Source organism: Polymorphospora sp. NPDC050346 (genome assembly GCF_040655695.1).
Lineage (GTDB): Bacteria > Actinomycetota > Actinomycetes > Mycobacteriales > Micromonosporaceae > Polymorphospora > Polymorphospora lycopeni.
Map to the genome: position 1 here is coordinate 13,346 of NZ_JBFAKM010000007.1, position 18,266 is coordinate 31,611.

The window sequence follows — 18,266 nt, forward strand, 5'->3', positions numbered from 1 at the left end:
AATCGCACCACACGAAACGCGCGCCGACCATTCCGTGTCGGCGCGCAGCTTTTTGCCCTCTCCCCGGCCGGCCGGCGCGTGCCGTTCCGTCGACCGTGCCCATGCGGGTTACGCTGCGCAATGGCCGGGACCGTCCGCCCCGGTGACGGGCCGACCGGTGGCCCCCGACGAGCTGAGGAGTGGGCACCGCGGCCGCCCGCCCGGCCAGCGCCTGGGCCGGCAGCCCGGCGGCCACGTCGACGAGGATCGGAAGCGTGCATCTCAAGAGCCTGACGGTGAAGGGCTTCAAGTCCTTCGCCTCCGCCACGACATTGAGGCTGGAACCGGGGATCACCTGCGTGGTCGGTCCCAACGGGTCCGGCAAGTCCAATGTCGTCGACGCGATCGCCTGGGTGCTCGGCGAGCAGGGCGCCAAGGCGCTGCGGGGCGGCAAGATGGAAGACGTGATCTTCGCCGGCACCGCGGGCCGGGCGCCGCTGGGCCGGGCCGAGGTCACCCTCACCATCGACAACACCGACGGTGCGCTGCCGATCGAATACACCGAGGTCTCGATCACCCGCCGGATGTTCCGGTCCGGCGAGAGCGAATACGAGATCAACGGCGACTCCTGCCGGCTGCTCGACATCCAGGAGCTGCTCAGCGACTCCGGCATCGGCCGGGAGATGCACGTCATCGTCGGGCAGGGCCGGCTCGACGCCGTACTGCACGCCAAGCCGGAGGACCGGCGCGCCTTCATCGAGGAGGCCGCCGGCGTACTCAAGCACCGCAAGCGCAAGGAACGCGCGCTGCGCAAGCTCGACGCGATGCAGGTCAACCTCAACCGGCTCACCGACCTGACCGCAGAGCTGCGCCGCCAGCTCAAGCCGCTGGGCCGGCAGGCCGAGGTGGCCCGGCGGGCCGCCGGCATCCAGGCCAACCTGCGCGACGCCCGGCTGCGGCTGCTCGCCGACGACCTGGCGACCCTGCGTTCCACGCTGGACAAGGAGATCGCCGACGAGGCGGCGCTGCGCGAGCGCCGTGAGATCGTCGAGGCCGAGCACGCCGTGGTGCAGGAGCGGCTGGCCGAGGTGGAGGCGGCGCTGGCGCAGGACGCCCCGCTGCTCGCCGCCGCCCAGGACACCTGGTACCGGCTGTCCACCCTCCAGGAGCGGTTCCGCTCCACCCAGCAGCTTGCCGGCGAGCGGCACCGGCACCTCAGCGTCGCGCCCGACGACGAGCGCCCGGGCCGTGACCCGGACCAGCTCGCGGCCGAGGCCGAGCGGGTCCGGGCCCAGGAGGAGGACCTGCGGGCCGCGCTCACCGAGGACCAGGTACGCCTCGCCGAGGCGGTCGAGGGCCGCCAGGAACTGGAACGGCAGCTCGCCGAGGCGGAACGGGCGCTGGTCGTCGCCGCGAAGGCGATCGCCGACCGGCGGGAAGGGCTGGCGAAGCTCACCGGCCAGGTCAACTCGGCGCGGGCCCGCAGCGGCTCGGCCGCCGAGGAGATCGCCCGGCTGGCCGCCGCGCACGCCGACGCGCTGGGCCGGGCCGAGAAGGCGCAGGCCGAGGTCGACGCGGTCGCCGCCAGTTCGTCGGAGGCCGACCGCGACAACGCCGACCTCGACGCCCGGCACGACGAGGCGGTCGCCGCCCACGAGGCGGCCGGCGCGACCGTACGGCAGCTCTCCGACGCCGAGCGGGCCGCCGAGAAGGACGCGGCGACCTGGAAGGCGCGCGAGGAGGCGCTCGCGATGGGCCTGCGCCGCAAGGACGGCGCCGGGGCGCTGCTGGCCCGCGCCGACCAGGTGCCGGGCCTGCTGGGCAACCTCTCCGCGATGCTGACCGTCGAGGCGGGGCACGAGGCGGCGCTGGCCGCCGCGCTCGGCGGGCTCGCCGACGCGGTCGCGGTCAGCGGCGTCGACGAGGCGACCGAGGCGATGCGGCTGCTCAAGATCTCCGACGCCGGGCGGGCCGACCTGCTGGTCGGTGGTCCCGACGGTCCCGGGATGACCGGGTCGGCCGACGCGCTGCGCCCGGCCCTGCCCGAGGGCGCCCGCTGGGCGCCGGACCTGGTCAAATGCCCCGAAGAGGTACGACCGGCCGTGCACCGGGCGCTGCGTGACGTCGTACTCGTCAATGATCTTGAGGCGGCGGCCCGGCTGGCGGCCCGCAACCCGGAGCTGCGCGCCGTCACGCCCGACGGCGACGTGGTCGGCGCCTACGCGGCGGCCGGCGGCTCGGCGAAGGCGCCGAGCTTCATCGAGGTCCAGGCCGCCGTCGAGGAGGCCCGGACCAACCGGGTCGCCGCCGAGGCGACCAGCGCCGAACTCAAGGAGCAACTCGTCGCCGCCCGGGCCGAGGTCGCCGACCGCAAGGAGGCCGTCTCGGTCGCCGCGGCCGCCAAGCGCGAGGCCGAGGGGCAGCGCAACGCCGCCGCCCGCCGGCTCGCCGAACTCGGCGCCGCCGCCCGGTCCGCCAAGGCCGAGACCGAACGGCTCGCGGCGTCGCGCGACCGGGCCGAGCAGGCCCGCGACCGTGACCTCGCCGGCATCGCCGAGCTGGAGGAGCGGCTGCGGCTGGCCGAGGCCACCCCGATCGACGAGGACCCGTCGACCGACGAGCGCGACCAGCTCGCCGCCGCGCTGCCCCGGGCCCGGCAGAACGAGATGGAGGTACGCCTCGCGGTCCGCACCGCCGAGGAGCGGGTCGCCTCGATCGCCGGCCGGGCCGACTCGCTGCTGCGCCAGGCGAACGCCGAACGGGCCGCCCGCGAACGCGCCGCCGCCCGCAAGGCCGCCCGGGTCCGCGGCGCCGGCATCGCCCGTGCCGTCGAACTCGGTGCCCGGGACGCGCTCGCCCGGCTGGCCGGCTCGCTGGCCACCGCCGAACGGACCCGCGACGAGATCGCCCGCGGCCGGGCGCACCGGGAGGCGGAACTCCAGCAGACCCGGGCCACCGCCAAGCGGCTCGGCGCCGACCTGGAACGGCTCACCGGCGAGGTGCACCGCGACGAGGTGGCCCGGGCCGAGCAGCGGATGCGGATCGAGCAGCTGGAGGCCAAGGCCGCCGAGGACTTCGCCCTCGACGTGGCGACCCTGATCGCCGAGTACGGCCCCGCCAACCCGGTGCCGCCGACCCCGGCCGACGTGGCCGCCGCCGAGAAGGACGGCAAGCCGGTCCCCGAACCGGTGCCGTACGACCGGCCGGCGCAGGAGAAGCGGGCGGCGAAGGCGGAACGCGAACTCACCCTGCTCGGCAAGGTCAATCCACTGGCCCTGGAGGAGTTCGCCGCGCTGGAGGAACGGTTCAAGTTCCTCTCCGAGCAGTTGGAGGACCTCAAGGCCACCCGCCGCGACCTGCTTACCGTGGTCAAGGACGTCGACGACCGCATCCTGGAGGTCTTCGCCAGCGCGTACGCCGACACCGCCCGCGAGTTCGAGCAGGTCTTCACCGTGCTCTTCCCCGGCGGCGAGGGCCGGCTGGTGCTGACCGAGCCCGACGACCTGCTCACCACCGGGGTCGAGGTGGAGGCCCGGCCACCGGGCAAGAAGATCAAGCGGCTGTCGCTGCTGTCCGGCGGCGAACGGTCGCTGACCGCGGTCGCGATGCTCGTGGCGATCTTCCGGGCCCGGCCCAGCCCGTTCTACATCATGGACGAGGTGGAGGCGGCGCTCGACGACGTCAACCTCGGCCGCCTGATCACCCTGATGGCCCAGCTACGGGAAAAGAGTCAGCTCATCATCATCACCCACCAGAAGCGCACCATGGAGGTCGCCGACGCGCTCTACGGCGTCACCATGCGCGGCGGCGTCACCCAGGTCATCAGCCAGCGGATCAACACCGGGGGCGAGGAATGAGCCAGCGCAAGCGGGTCACCGCCCTGTTGCTGGACCTCGACGGCGTGCTCCGCCGCTGGGATCCGGCGGTCACCGCCGGCGTCGAACGCGAGTACAGCCTCGCCACGGGCAGCCTGCACGGCGCCGCGATGGCACCGGAGCGGCTGAACCCCGCGGTCACCGGGCAGGTCAGCCACGCCGACTGGATGGCCGGGGTGGCCGAGGCGCTCGCCGGGCAGGCCGGTGGCGTGGCGGCGGCCCGCGCCGCGGTCGGCGCCTGGCAGGCGTACCGGGGCGAGGTCGACCCCGACGTGCTCGCCCTGGTCCGCGAGGTCCGGGCCGCCGGCGTACGGGTCGGGCTGGGCACCAACGCCACCGACCTGCTCGACGCCGACCTGGCCGCGCTCGGGCTCGCCGGTGAGGTCGATCTGGTGGTCAACTCGTCGGTCGTCGGGTCGGCCAAGCCGTCGCGGGAGTACTTCCACGCCGCCGCCACCGCGCTCGCGACCGTGCCCGACCAGGTGCTTCTCGTCGACGACGACGACCGCGCCGTGCGCGGCGCCCGCGCCGCCGGCCTGTCGGCCCTGCGCTGGAGCGGTCCGGCCGACCTCCCGTACGTCCGCGCCGCGCTGGCCGCCTGAGACACGTCGGGCGCCGCCGGCGCCCGGCCGTCAGTCGCCGGTGGCGCCGTCGATGCGTTCGCGGATCAGGTCGGCGTGGCCGTTGTGGCGGGCGTACTCCTCGATCATGTGCAGGTAGATCCAGCGCAGGCTCATCTCGGCCCCGCGGCGCTGGTGGAAGAACGTCTCGTCGAGGTCGTGGCCGGCGGCCGCGGCCCGGGCCAGTTCGATCTCCCGCTGGAACGCCGCGAGGTCGGCCGCGGCGTCGGCGGTCGCCACGTCGTCGAAGTCGCCGTCGGGGTTGGCTTCCGAGCAGTGGACCTCACCGATCGTCTCGCCGGCGAACCGCCTGCGGAACCAGGCCCGCTCGACCTCGGTCATGTGCCGGACGAGGCCGAGCAGGGTCAGGTTGGACGGTTCGGCGCTCGCCGTACGCAACTGGTCGGCGGTGAGCCCGGCGCACTTGGTCAGCAGGGTCTGCCGGTGCCAGTCGAGCCAGCCCTCCAGCATCGGGCGTTCGGGTCCCGTGTACGGCTCGGTGGCGCGTTCGGCGGGTGGGGCGGTCCAGGTCATCCCGGCATCCTTCCACCTGCCGCCAGGGCCTGCTGTGCCACGATCCGCAACTCGCCGTCCTTGCGGGTGCCCTCGACGGTCACCCGCGCCGACCGGCCCTCGTGCAGCAGGGTGCTGATCGCGTTGCCGAAGTAGGGGCCGGCGAGCTTGCGCCAGCCGACGACCGGGCGCCGGAGCCCGGCGGAGCGGGCCAGCGCCCCGGCCGCCGACGCCGGCCCGCGCCACCAGCCCAGCCGCATCACCGGCCGCATCAACGCCGGCACCTGGTTGTGGATCGGCGAGCAGGTCAACTGGTGCACCGGGGTGGTCACCTCGACGGCGAAGTGCGCCCGGGCCACGTACGAGTGGTGCACGTCGCCGCCGAGCACGCTGATCGACGCCGGTGGCGGGTAGGCCGGCCCGGCCCCGACCCGTTGCCCGCCGGCCACGCCGACCCCGGCCTCGGCAGCCTCACCGGCCTCACCGGCCTCACCGGCCCCGCCGGCCCCGCCGGTCCCGGCGGCGGCGTTCCCGGCCCCCGCCCCGGCGCCGACCCGGTCCGGGGCCGCCGCGCGCCCGTCGCTGCCCAGCCGGGCGAACAACTCGGCGAGGTCGTCGAACGAGCGGTGGAAGGCCGCCCAGTGTTCGAGGTCGAAGACCTGGCGGATCTTCTCCGACAGGGCCGCGACCCGGGGCCGCGCCGACCCGGCCAGCCGCTCGTTCCACGCCTCCAGGTGGTGGATGCCGGGCGGCAGCAGCCACGGCAGCGACGCCCCGACGACCAGGTGGTCGTAGTCGCCGTGGGTCTGGTCGACGAACCACGACCACTCGTCCGGCGGCAGCATCGCCCGCGACCCGTTGTCCAGCACCCGGCTGCACCGGTTGTCGAGCACGACGACCCGGGTCCGTCCGACGTCGACCCGGTAGCTCCACCGGTAGCCGCGCGCCGGCGGCGACGAGTCGGACTCGGCGTCGACCCGCGCGCCGAACTCCCGCAGCACCCCGGTCGCGTCGTCGGCGCCGACCACCGCGGCGTAGACCGGGTCGGTGGCGATCTCCTCCGGTTCGAGGTTGCCCAGGTGCTGGTAGACCCAGTAGGAGGCGAGCCCGCTGGCGATCCGTTCGGCCCACCACGGCTCCCGCCGTACGTCGTCGCGCCACGACCGGGAGGTGTTCCAGTCGTCGATCACCTCGTGGTCGTCGAAGATCATCACACTCGGTACGGTCGCGAGCAGCCAGCGGATCTCCGGGTCGCGCCACGACTCCAGGTAGAGCTTGGTGTACTCGTCGTAGCTGACCACCTGGTCGGCGGGGGCGCCCGCCGGCCGGTTCCGCCGCCCGCGCAGCAGCTGGCGGACCTTCGGGGAGGTGTTGTCGGCGTAGACCTGGTCGCCGAGCAGCACCATCAGGTCCGGCCGCTCCGGCGAGTCGGGGCCGCGCGTCATCAGCCGCCGGGCGTAGGCGTCGAGGGCGTCCGGCGGCAGCCGCCGGGTCGTCGAGTGCTGGGTCGTCTCCCGGCAGGAGCCGAAGATCAGCCGTACGGCACCCGCGTCGTCGCCGTCGCGCCGCCGGGTCCGGATCACGCTCGCCGGGTACGGCGAGTCCGGCAGCGGCCACACCCGCTCGTCGTCGATGAAGACCTCGTACGGCGTCACCGCGTCCGGGGCCAGCCCGTCGACCACGACCAGCGCGTAGTGGTGATCGAACGCGGTGAACGTGGCCGCGGAGCCGCCCGCCCCGTCCGGCGTACGCACACTGACCGTGCCGGGGCCGCTGGTCTCCACCCAGACCGTGGCGCGGGTGCCGACCACCCGCCGCAGCAGCGGCCCGATCAGCAGTTCGGCGGTGGCGCTGGGCATGGGCTGGACACCCATGGTGGACCTCCGGGGGTGGGGGCTTGGAAGCCCATCCTTGTTACCCCGGCGCCCCGGCCGCTACCCCTGCCCGACCGTGGGCGTGACGTTTACCGCCCGACGGGTGCGGTGCCCGACACACACCGGGCGCCATCTGACAGGATTTCCCGCATGGATTACGTCGTCCTCGCTCTGATCTTGCTGGGCGTCCTGGTGCTCGGTGGTCTCGGACTGATGGTGCCCCGGCTGCGCCGGCGCCCCGGCCCCCCGCCCGACGGGACCACCACCGGCACCAGCGTCGAGGACCGGCCGGTGCCGCCACCGGTGCTGACCCCGGAGGCCGAGCAGGACGTCCTGGTCGCGCCACCGCCGGTCGAGACGCCGACCGCGCCCGCCCCGCCGGCGCCGCCACCGGTCGCGCCACCGACGGTCGAGAAGCCGGAGCCGACCGCCGGCCGGCTGGTCCGGCTGCGGGCCCGGCTCGCCCGTTCGCAGAACGTCTTCGGCAAGAGCCTGCTCGGCCTGCTCTCCCGCGACCACCTCGACGAGGACGCGTGGGAGGAGATCGAGGACAGCCTGATCACCGCCGACGTCGGGGTGGACGCCACCCGCGAGATCGTCGACCGGCTCCGCGAGCGGACCAAGGTGCTCGGCACCCGGTCGGCGACCGAGTTGCGGGCGCTGCTCGCCGCCGAGCTGGTCAACGCCCTCGACCCGGCGATGGACCGCTCGCTCAAGGTCAACCCGACCGCCGCCGGTGACGGCGTCCGTAACCCGGCCGTCGTGCTGGTCGTCGGGGTCAACGGCGCGGGCAAGACGACGACCTGCGGCAAGATCGCGCGGGTCCTGGTCGCCGACGGCCACAGCGTGTTGCTCGGCGCCGCCGACACGTTCCGGGCCGCCGCCGCCGAGCAGCTCACCACCTGGGCCGGCCGGGTCGGCGCCGAGGTGGTCCGTGGCCCGGAGGGCGCCGATCCGGCGAGCGTCGCGTTCGACGCGGTGCGCCGGGGGATCGACACCGGCGTCGACGCCGTGCTGATCGACACCGCCGGCCGGCTGCAGAACAAGGTCGGCCTGATGGACGAGCTGAGCAAGGTCAAGCGGGTGGTGGAGAAGCACGGCCCGGTCGACGAGACGCTGCTGATCCTCGACGCCACCACCGGGCAGAACGGGCTGAGCCAGGCCCGGGTGTTCACCGAGGTCGTGGACGTGACCGGGGTGGCGCTCACCAAGCTCGACGGCACCGCCAAGGGCGGCATCGTGATCGCCGTACAGCGGCAGTTGGGCATCCCGGTCAAGCTGGTCGGGCTCGGTGAGGGCCCCGACGATCTGGCCCCGTTCGACCCGGCGCAGTTCGTCGACGCGCTCCTGGGTACCGAGCCGCTTGGCACGGACGCGTAACCTCGGGTGACTTACCGCGATCAGGCGCTACGCCACGGGAGACCGCACGTGACTTCGCAGGAGATCCCGCTCCACGGCGGCAACGTGAGCACCGTCGTGCGGGTGGGTGACACCGTCCGGCGCAACGTCGGGCCGTGGACCCAGTCGGTCCACGCCCTGCTGCGCCACCTGGAGTACGTCGGTTTCACCGGCTCGCCCCGCGCCCTGGGCATGGACGAGCGCAACCGCGAGGTGCTGTCGTACCTGGAGGGGGAGTGCGGCGAATACCCGCTGGCGCCGCACTGGGTCACCGACGAGGCGCTGGTGACCGTCGCGACGATGCTGCGGATGTTCCACGACGCCCAGTACGGCTTCCAGCCGCCGCCGAGCGCGGTGTGGCGCTCGTTCGGGCCGCCGCCGCCGGACACCGAGGTGATCTGTCACCACGACGCCGCCCCGCACAACGTGATCTGGCGGCCGGACGGCACCCTCGCCCTGATCGACTTCGACCTCGCCTCGCCCGGCGCCCGGATCTACGACGTGGCGTACGCGGCGTGGACCTGGGTGCCGCTCTTCTCCGACCGGGACTCCTACACGCTGGGCTGGAAGCGCCCCGACCGGCCGCGCCGGCTGCGGCTGTTCGCCGACGCGTACGGGCTGATCCCGCGCGACCGGCACCGGCTGGTCCGTACGATCCGCAAGCGGGTCGTCGACCACGTCGAGGGCATCCGCCGGATGGCGGCGGCCGGTGACCCGGCGTTCGTGCGGATCGTGCACAAGGGGCATCTGCGCCGTCCGATGCGCGACCTGCGGCTGCTCGACTACGAGCGGCACACCCTCGAATACGCACTGCGTTAACAAGCGCGGTACACCTGTCACCTCTTCGACAGCTGGCATGGGCTATTCGGTTGATATGCCCCTGTCCGTTCCCACTGTTGTGAGGTTTTCTTCACACGTGCGAAACAACCCGTGACGTGGTCGAAACCGCGTGGTGACGGCGGGTGAAACAGCGGCGCCGGAAGCTTCCCAGCAACCGGCGTCGGGCGATGCTGCCTCATAGGCCGGTGGTTATCTCACCTGAGAGGAGGCAGCGTGCCGGAGCTAGATTCTGGTGCCACCGCCTGGATTTTGACGTCCGCCGCCCTGGTGTTGCTCATGACACCCGGCCTGGCACTGTTCTACGGCGGCATGACGCGTTCCAAGTCCGTACTCAACATGATGATGATGAGCTTCGGCGCGATCGGACTCGTCAGCCTGCTGTGGGTCTTCTACGGCTACAGCATCGCGTTCGGCGAGGACATCGGCGGGATCACCGGTGACCTGTCCGCCGCCGGCCTGCGCGGAATGCTGGAGTCCGGCACCGAGGGCGGCATCCCCGACCTGCTGTTCGCCGGCTTCCAGCTGATGTTCGCCGTGATCACCGTCGCGCTGATCAGCGGCGCCATCGCCGACCGGGCCAAGTTCGGCCCCTGGCTGATCTTCGCCGGCCTGTGGGCCACCCTGGTCTACTTCCCGGTCGCGCACTGGGTGTGGGGCGGCGGCTGGATCTTCGAGATGGGCGTCCTGGACTTCGCCGGCGGCACCGCCGTCCACATCAACGCCGGTGCGGCGGCCCTGGCCCTCGCCCTGGTGCTCGGCAAGCGGGTCGGCTGGCCGAAGGACAAGTTCAAGCCGCACAACCTGCCGATGGTCCTGCTCGGCGCCGGCCTGCTGTGGTTCGGCTGGTTCGGCTTCAACGCCGGCTCCGCCGGTGCCGCCAACGGCACCGCCGCCATCTCGCTGATCAACACCCAGGTGGCCACCGCCGCCGCGGTGCTCGGCTGGATCGTGGTCGAGTGGCTGCGCGACGGCAAGCCGACCACCCTCGGCGCGGCCTCCGGCGCCGTCGCCGGCCTGGTCGGCATCACCCCGGCGTGTGCCTACCTGGAGCCGCTGGGCGCCATCGCCCTCGGCCTCATCGCCGGTGCCGTCTGCGCCGCCGCGGTCGGCCTGAAGTACAAGCTCAAGTACGACGACTCGCTCGACGTCGTCGCGGTCCACATGGTCGGCGGAATCATCGGCTCGCTGCTCATCGGTTTCCTCGCCGTCGAGGTCATCGCCGGTGAGGGCAACGCCGGACTGCTCTACGGCGGTGGGATCGGCCTCCTCGGCAAGCAGGCACTCGGTGTCGTCGCGGTGATGGTCTACAGCTTCGTCGTCGCCTACGTCATCGGCTTCGCCATCGAGAAGACGATCGGCTTCCGGGCCAGCGCCGAGGCCGAGGTCGAGGGCATCGACAACGCCGAGCACGCCGAGTCCGCGTACGAGTTCACGAGCACCGGTGGCGGCTTCGCCTCCATCCTCGGCAAGCCGACCAGCGCCGCGCCGACCGCGTCGACCGAGCCGGTGGAGCCGGCCGCCCCGGCCACCGAAAAGGTCGCCGGTTAAGTTCCAGCGATGGAGGGACTGGACATGAAGCTGGTGACCGCGGTCATCAAGCCGCACCAACTGGACGCCGTCAAGGAAGCACTGCACGCCCTGGGCGTGGCCGGGCTCACCGTCAGCGAGGTCCAGGGTTACGGCCGGCAGAAGGGGCACACCGAGGTCTACCGGGGTGCCGAGTACACGGTGGAGTTCCTGCCGAAGATCCGGGTCGAGGTACTGACCGACGAGATCGACGTCGACAAGGTCGTCGACGCGGTGGTCGCCGCCGCCCGTACGGGCAAGATCGGCGACGGGAAGGTCTGGGTCACGGCCGTCGAGGACGTGGTCCGGGTCCGCACCGGTGAGCGCGGGCTCGACGCGCTCTGAAAACCCCCGCGATGACGAACGCCATCGGCGCCGCCGCACGTGTCGAACGTGCGGCGGCGCTCGACGTCTGGCTCAACTCACTCCTGCCACGCGGCGTCCCCGGCGTCGCGCTCGTGGCCGTCGGCGGGCTCGGCCGGCTGCAGTGCGCCCCGTACAGCGACCTCGACCTGGTCCTCCTGCACGACGGAGTGCCCGGGACCGACCAGCTCGCCGCCGCCATCTGGTATCCGATCTGGGACGCCCGGGTCGGTCTCGACCACTCCGTACGCACCATTCCCGAGGCGCTGTCCGTCGCCCACGACGACGTCAAGGTCGCCCTCGGCCTGCTCGACGCCCGGCACGTCGCCGGCGACCGGGAACTGACCGGCCGGCTGCTGGCCGCCGCCACCGACCAGTGGCGGCGCACCGCCGTCCGCCAACTGCCCGCCCTGCGCGAGGTCACCGCCGCCCGCTGGAAGGCCCACGGCGAACTGGCCTTCCTGCTCGAGGGCGACCTCAAGGAGGCCGCCGGCGGGCTGCGCGACGTCGGCATCCTGCGCGGCATCGCACTGGCCGGCATCAGCGACGCGATGCGGCCCGCCGTACAGGCCGCCCAACTGCGCCTGCTCGACACCCGCGACGCCCTGCACGCCACCGTCGGCCGGCGCGTCGACCGGCTCCTCGCCCAGGAACGCGACGCCGTCGCCAAGCTCCTCGACCTCGACGACGGCGACGCCCTGCTGCGCCGGGTCGCCGGGGACGCCCGTACGGTCCGCCACGCCCTCGACGACGCCTTCCGCGCCGCCGACCGGCTGCGCACCCGCCGCCGGGGCGCCGACAACCGTCCGGTACGCCGTCCCGTCGCCCGCGACGTCGTCGAACACGACGGCGAACTGGTGCTGGCCCGTACCGCCATCGGCGCCCGGCCCGACCCCAGCCTGTCGCTGCGGGTCGCCGCGGCCGCCGCCGTCGCCGGGCTGCCGATCGCCCGCGCCACCTGCGAATGGCTCGCCGCGTACTGCCCGCCGCTGCCCGCCCCGTGGCCGGACGCCGCCCGCGCCGCCCTGGTCACCCTGCTCGGTGCCGGCGACGGCCTGGTGCCCACCTGGGAGACCTGCGACCGGTACGGCCTGATCGACGGCTGGCTGCCGGAATGGACCCGGATGCGCAGCCTGCCCCAGCACAACCCGGTGCACCGCTACACCCTCGACCGGCACCTCGTGCAGGCCGCCCAGGAGGCGACCGCGCACACCCGCGAGGTCGACCGGCCCGACCTGCTCCTGCTCGGCGCCTTCCTGCACGACGTCGGCAAGGGACTGCCCGGCGACCACAGCGTCGCCGGCGCACCCGTCGCCGGGAAGATCGCCACCCGGATCGGGCTGCCGCCCGCCGACGTGGCCATGATCGAGAAACTGGTCCGGCTGCACCTGCTGCTGCCCGAGGTCGCCACCCGCCGCGACCTCGACGACCCGGTCACCGTCGCCGGCGTCGCCGAAGCCGTCGGCGACACCACCACCCTCAACCTGCTGCACGGCCTCGCCCGCGCCGACGCCCGCGCCACCGGCCCCGCCGCCTGGTCGGACTGGAAGGCCCGGCTCGTCGCCGGCCTCGTCCGTCGCGTCCACACCGCCCTCGACACCGGCGCGCTGCCCGAACCGCCCGTACCCGACCCGGCCCTCGTGGCCGGGCCGCTGCCCGCCGTACACCTCGACGGGGAACGGGTCGCGGTGGCCGCCGCCGACCGGCGCGGCCTGCTCGCCGCGGTCGCCGGCTGCCTCGCCCTGCACCGCCTCGACGTCCTCACCGCCGACGCCTCCACCGTCGACGGGACGGCCCTGGTCGAGTTCCGGGTCCAGCCCCGCTACGGCACCCCGCCCGACTCGATCGCGCTCACCGTCGACCTGCGGCGGGCCGTCACCGGCGACGTGTCGGTGACCCAGCGGCTGCGCGGCCGGGCGATGGCCGCCCGGGCCGGCGGCGCCGCACCGAAGATCGTCTGGCACCGGGCGGCGGCGACGGACGCGGTCGTGCTGGAGTTGCGCGCGGCGGACGCGACCGGGCTGCTCTACCGGGTCACCAGCGCACTCGACGAGGCCGGCGTCCAGGTCCGGGCCGCCCGGATCTCGACGCTCGGCGGCGACGTGGTCGACGCGTTCTACCTCGTCGGCACCTTCGACGACGCCGAACTCACCCGCATCGAGACAGCCGTCCTGGCAGCGATCTGACAACGCCCGGCGGGGCCGGTGCGATCGGCCCCGCCCCGCCGCCCCGCCGCCCCTCCGCCCCTCCCCGCCGCCCCGCCCCGCCGCGCCGCGCCGCCGTGCGTCCCGCCCCGCCGCGCCGCCCCGCCGCGCCGCGTGCGCCCCGCCTCCCGCCGCGCCGATCAAGGTGATACTTGCCGCAGAACGGGCACGAATCACCACGATTTCTCCTCGATCAACGCGATCATGCGGTGCGGTCCGGCCGGCGGCGCCCGCATCGGGCACGCGATGCGTTGATCAAGGGGATGTTCACGGCAAAGCGGGCAGGTTTGGGGACGACTTCTCCTTGATCGGCGCGGCGGAGAGGGGCGGCTCCGACGGCGGCTGATCGGCGCGGGGGAGAGGGGGCAGCCCCGATGGCGGCTGATCGGCGCGGCAGGGGGGCGGCTCGGTGGCAGTGGGGGCGGGCCGGCGGCCCAAGTGGCCCGGCAGCGGGGGCGTGGGGTGGGTGGTCGGGGGTGTCGTGGCGGGGGTGCCGGGGTGGGTGGTGGGTCGGTGGGTGGGGACCGGGTGGGGGGTGGGCGGTTACTCTTGCGACGTCGGTCTCCAACGCGACCCGGCGCCCGGTCTCCGTCGGGACCCGGGAGTCCGGTGCCGTTGCGGCCGGGTGCCGGTCTCCGCCGCGGCGCGGCGCCCGGTTCCCGTCGCGGCCGACGAGGTTCTGCCCGCGGAAATCTGACGAACGGGATGTTGCGTCGTGTTTGACACCTTGAGTGACCGCCTCAACGGGATCTTCGGCAAGCTCCGCGGGAAGGGCCGGCTCAGCGACGCCGACATCGACGCGACCGCCCGCGAGATCCGGCTCGCGCTGCTGGAAGCCGACGTGGCGCTGCCGGTCGTCAAGGGGTTCATCGCCAAGGTCAAGGAGCGGGCGCGGGGCGCCGAGGTCTCCCAGGCGCTCAACCCGGCCCAGCAGGTCGTCAAGATCGTGCACGAGGAGCTGGTCGGCGTACTCGGCGGGGAGGCCCGGCGGCTCCAGTTCGCCAAGCAGCCGCCGACCGTGATCATGCTCGCCGGTCTCCAGGGTTCGGGTAAGACGACGCTGGCCGGCAAGCTGGCCCGCTGGCTCAAGGCGCAGGGGCACCAGCCGTTGCTGGTCGCCGCCGACCTCCAGCGTCCCAACGCCGTCGGCCAGTTGCAGGTGCTCGGCGGCCGGGCCGGTGTCGAGGTCTACGCGCCCGAGCCGGGCAACGGCGTCGGTGACCCGGTGCAGGTCGCCAAGGCGTCGATCGAGCACGCCCGGCGGGCCGCCCGAGACATCGTCATCGTCGACACCGCCGGCCGGCTCGGTATCGACGCGGAGATGATGGCGCAGGCCGCCAACATCCGCGACGCCGTCGACCCGGACGAGGTCATCTTCGTCATCGACGCGATGGTCGGCCAGGACGCGGTGACCACCGCCGAGGCGTTCCGCGACGGGGTCGGCATCACCGGCGTCGTGCTGTCCAAGCTCGATGGTGACGCGCGCGGTGGTGCGGCGCTGTCGGTACGGCAGGTGACCGGGCAGCCGATCCTGTTCGCCTCGACCGGCGAGAAGCTGGAGGACTTCGACGTCTTCCACCCCGACCGGATGGCGAGCCGCATCCTCGGCATGGGCGACGTACTCACTCTGATCGAGCAGGCCGAGCAGGCCTTCGACGCCGATCAGAAGGAGAAGATGACCGCCAAGCTGATGGGCGGCGAGCAGTTCACCCTGGAGGACTTCCTCGACCAGCTCATCGCCGTACGGCGGATGGGGCCGATCGCCAACGTGCTGGCGATGATGCCCGGCATGGGGCAGATGAAGGACCAGTTGGCGGAGGTCGACGACAAGCACTTCGACAGGGTCACCGCGATCATCCGGTCGATGACGCCGGGGGAGCGGACCAACCCGAAGATCATCAACGGCTCGCGCCGGGCCCGGATCGCCAGCGGTTCCGGCGTCACCGTCATGGACGTCAACCAGCTGCTCAACCGCTTCGCCGACGCGCAGAAGATGATGAAGCAGATGGGCGGCATGATGGGGCTGCCCGGTTCGCGGCGTAAGGCGACCAAGTCGCCGAAGAACAAGCGCAAGGGCAACAAGGGCGGCGGGCGGCCCCGCGCGGCCGGTCACGCGGCCGGTGGCGGCTTCCCGGGCGGCATGCCGCAGCTCCCGCCCGGCCTCGACCCGGGCGCGCTGCAGGGCGGCCAGGGCCTGCCGCCCGGCTTCAAGCTGCCGAACCTCGACTTCAGCAAGCTCACGAAGCGCCCCGACGGCAAGTAGCCGGCCGGCCGCCCGCCGGGGCGGCGGGCCGGCGGGCTGCCGTTCCGGACAGCGAGCCGGCGGGCGGGCGGGTGACATCGGGCGAGCGGAACGGCGGGTGGCGATGACGGCTTGGCACGTACGCGGCGTGGTGCTGCCCGACGACGAGGTACGCGACCTGTGGCTGGTCGGCGACCGGGTGACGTACGAGCCGGTCGCCGGGGCCACCACGATCGTCGACGGCGGGTTCGTCCTGCCCGGCCTGGTCGACGCGCACTGCCACATCGGCATCGCCCCGGGTGGCGCCCCGATCGACTCGCTCGACCGGGCCCGGGAACTGGCCGCCGTCGACCGTGACTCCGGGGTCCTGGCGATCCGGGACGCCGGTTCGCCGTACCCGTACCCGGAACTCGACGACGAGCCCGGGCTGCCGCGACTGGCCCGCGCCGGCCGACACGTCGCGCCGCCCCGGCGCTATCTGCGCGACATCGGTGTGGAGGTGGCGGCGGCGGACGTGCCGGCCACGGTCACCGCGCAGGCGCACGCGGGCAACGGGTGGGTGAAGCTGGTCGGCGACTGGATCGAGCGCGACGCCGGTGATCTCGCCCCGGCCTGGGACGATGCGACGTTGGCCGCCGCGGTCGACGCGGCGCACGCCGCCGGGGCCCGGATCGCGGTGCACACCTTTTCCGAGTCGGCCGTCGAGATCATGGTGCGGGCCGGCGTCGACTCGGTGGAGCACGGCACCGGGCTGAGTCTCGACCTGATCGACGTGATGGCCCGGCAGGGGACCGCGCTCGTCCCCACCATGATCAATATCGCGACGTTCGGCAACATCGCCGACCGGGCGCGGGACAAGTTCCCCGGGTACGCCAAGCACATGCTCGCCCTGCGCGACGGCTTCCCGGACGTGGTCCGGGCGGCGTACGAGGCGGGCGTGCCGGTCTACGTCGGCACCGACGCCGGTGGCGGGATCGCGCACGGGCTGGCCGCCCGGGAGATGCTGATGCTGCACGAGCGGGCCGGGATGCCGGCCTCCGACGTGCTGCGGGCCGCGTCGTGGGGCGCCCGGGAGTGGCTGGGATTCCCCGGCCTGGTCGAGGGCGGCCTCGCCGACCTGGTCGCCTACCCGAGCGACCCGCGTCGCGACCTGCGGGTGGTCGAGGCGCCGCAGCGGATCGTGCTGCGCGGCCGGATCGTCCGCTGAACCCGGTGCCGGGCGGGGGCTCACCGGGCCCCGGCGCGGAACATCCGCACCGCGGGACGGGGAGCGTCCGCCCGCCGGTCTAGGATGTGCGGTCATGGCACGCGTGCTCACTCCCCGCGCGGAGGACTTCCCCCGCTGGTACCAGGATCTGATCGCCAAGGCTCAGCTCGCCGACAACGGGCCGGTCCGCGGGACCATGGTCATCCGACCGGCGGGCTACGCCATCTGGGAGCGGATGCAGTCCGAGATGGACGCCCGGATCAAGGCGACCGGCGCGGAGAACGCGTACTTCCCGCTTTTCATCCCGGAGAGCTACCTCAAGCGCGAGGCCCAGCACGTCGAGGGCTTCTCGCCGGAGCTGGCGGTGGTCACCCACGGCGGCGGCAAGCAGCTCGCCGAGCCGGTCGTGGTCCGGCCGACCTCGGAGACCGTGATCGGCGAGTTCATGGCCAAGTGGGTCGACTCCTACCGCGACCTGCCGCTGCTGCTCAACCAGTGGGCCAACGTCGTCCGCTGGGAGCTGCGCCCCCGGATCTTCCTGCGGACCAGCGAGTTCCTCTGGCAGGAGGGGCACACCGCGCACGCCGACGAGGCCGACGCCCGGGCCTACGCGCGGCGGATCCTGCACGAGGCGTACGAGGACTTCATGGTCAACGTGTTGGGCATCCCGGTCGTCGTCGGCCGCAAGACCGCCCGCGAGCGTTTCGCCGGCGCGACCAGCACCTACACCCTCGAAGGCATGATGGGTGACGGCAAGGCGCTCCAGATGGGCACCAGCCACGAGCTGGGGCAGAACTTCGCCAGGGCGTTCGACATCACCTACAGTTCGGCCGACCGGACCGTCGAGCACGCCTGGACCACGTCCTGGGGGACGTCCACCCGGATGCTGGGCGGCCTGATCATGGCGCACGGCGACGACGACGGGCTGCGGGTGCCGCCGCGGATCGCCCCGATCCAGGCATACGTCATGATCGTCAAGGCCGGTGACGGCGTCGGCGAGGCGGCGGGCAAGCTGCGCGACGCGCTGCGCGACGCCGGGGTCCGGGTCGCGCTCGACGACCGGGTCGACACCCCGTTCGGCCGCCGGGCCGTGGACGCCGAGCTGAAGGGCTACCCGGTACGCGTCGAGGTCGGCCCCCGCGACCTCGCCGCCGGCAATGCGGTCGTCGTGCGCCGTACCGACGGCTCGAAGACCCCGGTCCCGGTCGGCGACGTGGTGTCGACGGTGCTCGCCGCGCTCGACGCCGACCAGAAGACGCTGCACGACAGCGCGCTGGCGTTCCGCGAGTCCCGCACCGTCGACGTCAAGACTCTCGACGAGGCGCTGGAGGCGTCGGCGACCGGCTGGGCCCGGCTGCCCTGGGCGGCGGTCGGCACCGAGGGTGAGACCCGCGCCAACGGCCAGGGCGTGACCGTGCGCTGCCTGGTCCGTCCCGACGGCTCGGTTCCGGACAGCGAGGACGAGCCGGACCTCGTCGCCATCCTCGCCCGCGCCTACTGACCGGCCGCCGCGCCGCACGCCCGCCCGGGGCCGCACACCGGCCCGGCGCGGCGGGGTGCGGCCCGGCGGTGCCGGGTCGATAGG

At 73.6% G+C, this 18,266-nt stretch carries 11 protein-coding genes and 1 pseudogene; 10 read left to right on the forward strand and 2 right to left on the reverse strand.

Annotated features, from left to right (window positions below; all coding sequences use genetic code 11):
- Positions 1–254: 254 nt before the first annotated feature.
- Positions 255–3,836 carry a chromosome segregation protein SMC gene (smc, locus tag AB0I42_RS09400; protein WP_357535728.1) on the forward strand — a complete coding sequence of 1,194 codons (3,582 nt, stop codon included), beginning with the start codon at positions 255–257 and terminating at the stop codon, positions 3,834–3,836.
- Positions 3,833–4,456 carry an HAD-IA family hydrolase gene (locus AB0I42_RS09405; RefSeq protein WP_357535730.1) on the forward strand — a complete coding sequence of 208 codons (624 nt, stop codon included), beginning with the start codon at positions 3,833–3,835 and terminating at the stop codon, positions 4,454–4,456. Before smc ends, AB0I42_RS09405 begins: the two co-directional genes overlap by 4 nt.
- Before the next feature lie 30 nt (positions 4,457–4,486).
- Here the strand turns inward: AB0I42_RS09405 and AB0I42_RS09410 are convergent, their stop codons facing one another.
- Together AB0I42_RS09410 and AB0I42_RS09415 are read right to left on the reverse strand one after the other, a co-directional pair.
- Positions 4,487–5,008: a DinB family protein gene (locus AB0I42_RS09410; RefSeq protein WP_357535732.1), complete on the reverse strand. Its 522-nt coding sequence runs from the start codon at positions 5,006–5,008 to the stop codon at positions 4,487–4,489.
- Positions 5,005–6,846, reverse strand: a complete 1,842-nt coding sequence (locus AB0I42_RS09415) for an alkaline phosphatase D family protein (RefSeq protein WP_357536044.1) — start codon at positions 6,844–6,846, stop codon at positions 5,005–5,007. The genes AB0I42_RS09410 and AB0I42_RS09415 overlap by 4 nt, the downstream gene beginning before the upstream one ends.
- A gap of 165 nt (positions 6,847–7,011) precedes the next feature.
- Between AB0I42_RS09415 and ftsY the strand changes: the two genes are divergently transcribed.
- The 8 genes and pseudogenes from ftsY (at position 7,012) to proS (ending at position 18,182) form a co-directional block, all read left to right on the forward strand.
- The gene (ftsY, locus tag AB0I42_RS09420; RefSeq protein ID WP_357535733.1) at positions 7,012–8,241 is read left to right on the forward strand and encodes a signal recognition particle-docking protein FtsY; all 1,230 of its coding nucleotides are present in this window, start codon (positions 7,012–7,014) and stop codon (positions 8,239–8,241) included.
- A gap of 6 nt (positions 8,242–8,247) precedes the next feature.
- Positions 8,248–9,078 carry an aminoglycoside phosphotransferase family protein gene (locus AB0I42_RS09425; protein ID WP_357535734.1) on the forward strand — a complete coding sequence of 277 codons (831 nt, stop codon included), beginning with the start codon at positions 8,248–8,250 and terminating at the stop codon, positions 9,076–9,078.
- Positions 9,079–9,312: 234 nt separating this feature from the next.
- Positions 9,313–10,647: an ammonium transporter gene (locus AB0I42_RS09430; RefSeq protein WP_357535736.1), complete on the forward strand. Its 1,335-nt coding sequence runs from the start codon at positions 9,313–9,315 to the stop codon at positions 10,645–10,647.
- Positions 10,648–10,671: 24 nt separating this feature from the next.
- Positions 10,672–11,010, forward strand: coding sequence for a P-II family nitrogen regulator (locus tag AB0I42_RS09435; RefSeq protein WP_212828248.1), 339 nt, complete (start codon positions 10,672–10,674; stop codon positions 11,008–11,010).
- A gap of 23 nt (positions 11,011–11,033) precedes the next feature.
- A pseudogene (locus AB0I42_RS09440) lies at positions 11,034–13,214 on the forward strand ([protein-PII] uridylyltransferase); the annotation flags it as partial.
- A 733-nt stretch (positions 13,215–13,947) separates the two neighbouring features.
- A complete protein-coding gene (gene ffh, locus AB0I42_RS09445; RefSeq protein WP_357535737.1) occupies positions 13,948–15,495 on the forward strand; it encodes a signal recognition particle protein in 1,548 nt (515 codons plus the stop codon).
- Between the two features lie 103 nt (positions 15,496–15,598).
- On the forward strand, positions 15,599–16,681 hold the full coding sequence (locus AB0I42_RS09450) for an amidohydrolase family protein (protein WP_357536046.1): 1,083 nt from the start codon (positions 15,599–15,601) through the stop codon (positions 16,679–16,681).
- A 94-nt stretch (positions 16,682–16,775) separates the two neighbouring features.
- Positions 16,776–18,182 carry a proline--tRNA ligase gene (gene proS, locus AB0I42_RS09455; RefSeq protein ID WP_357535739.1) on the forward strand — a complete coding sequence of 469 codons (1,407 nt, stop codon included), beginning with the start codon at positions 16,776–16,778 and terminating at the stop codon, positions 18,180–18,182.
- The last annotated feature ends 84 nt before the right edge of the window (positions 18,183–18,266 follow it).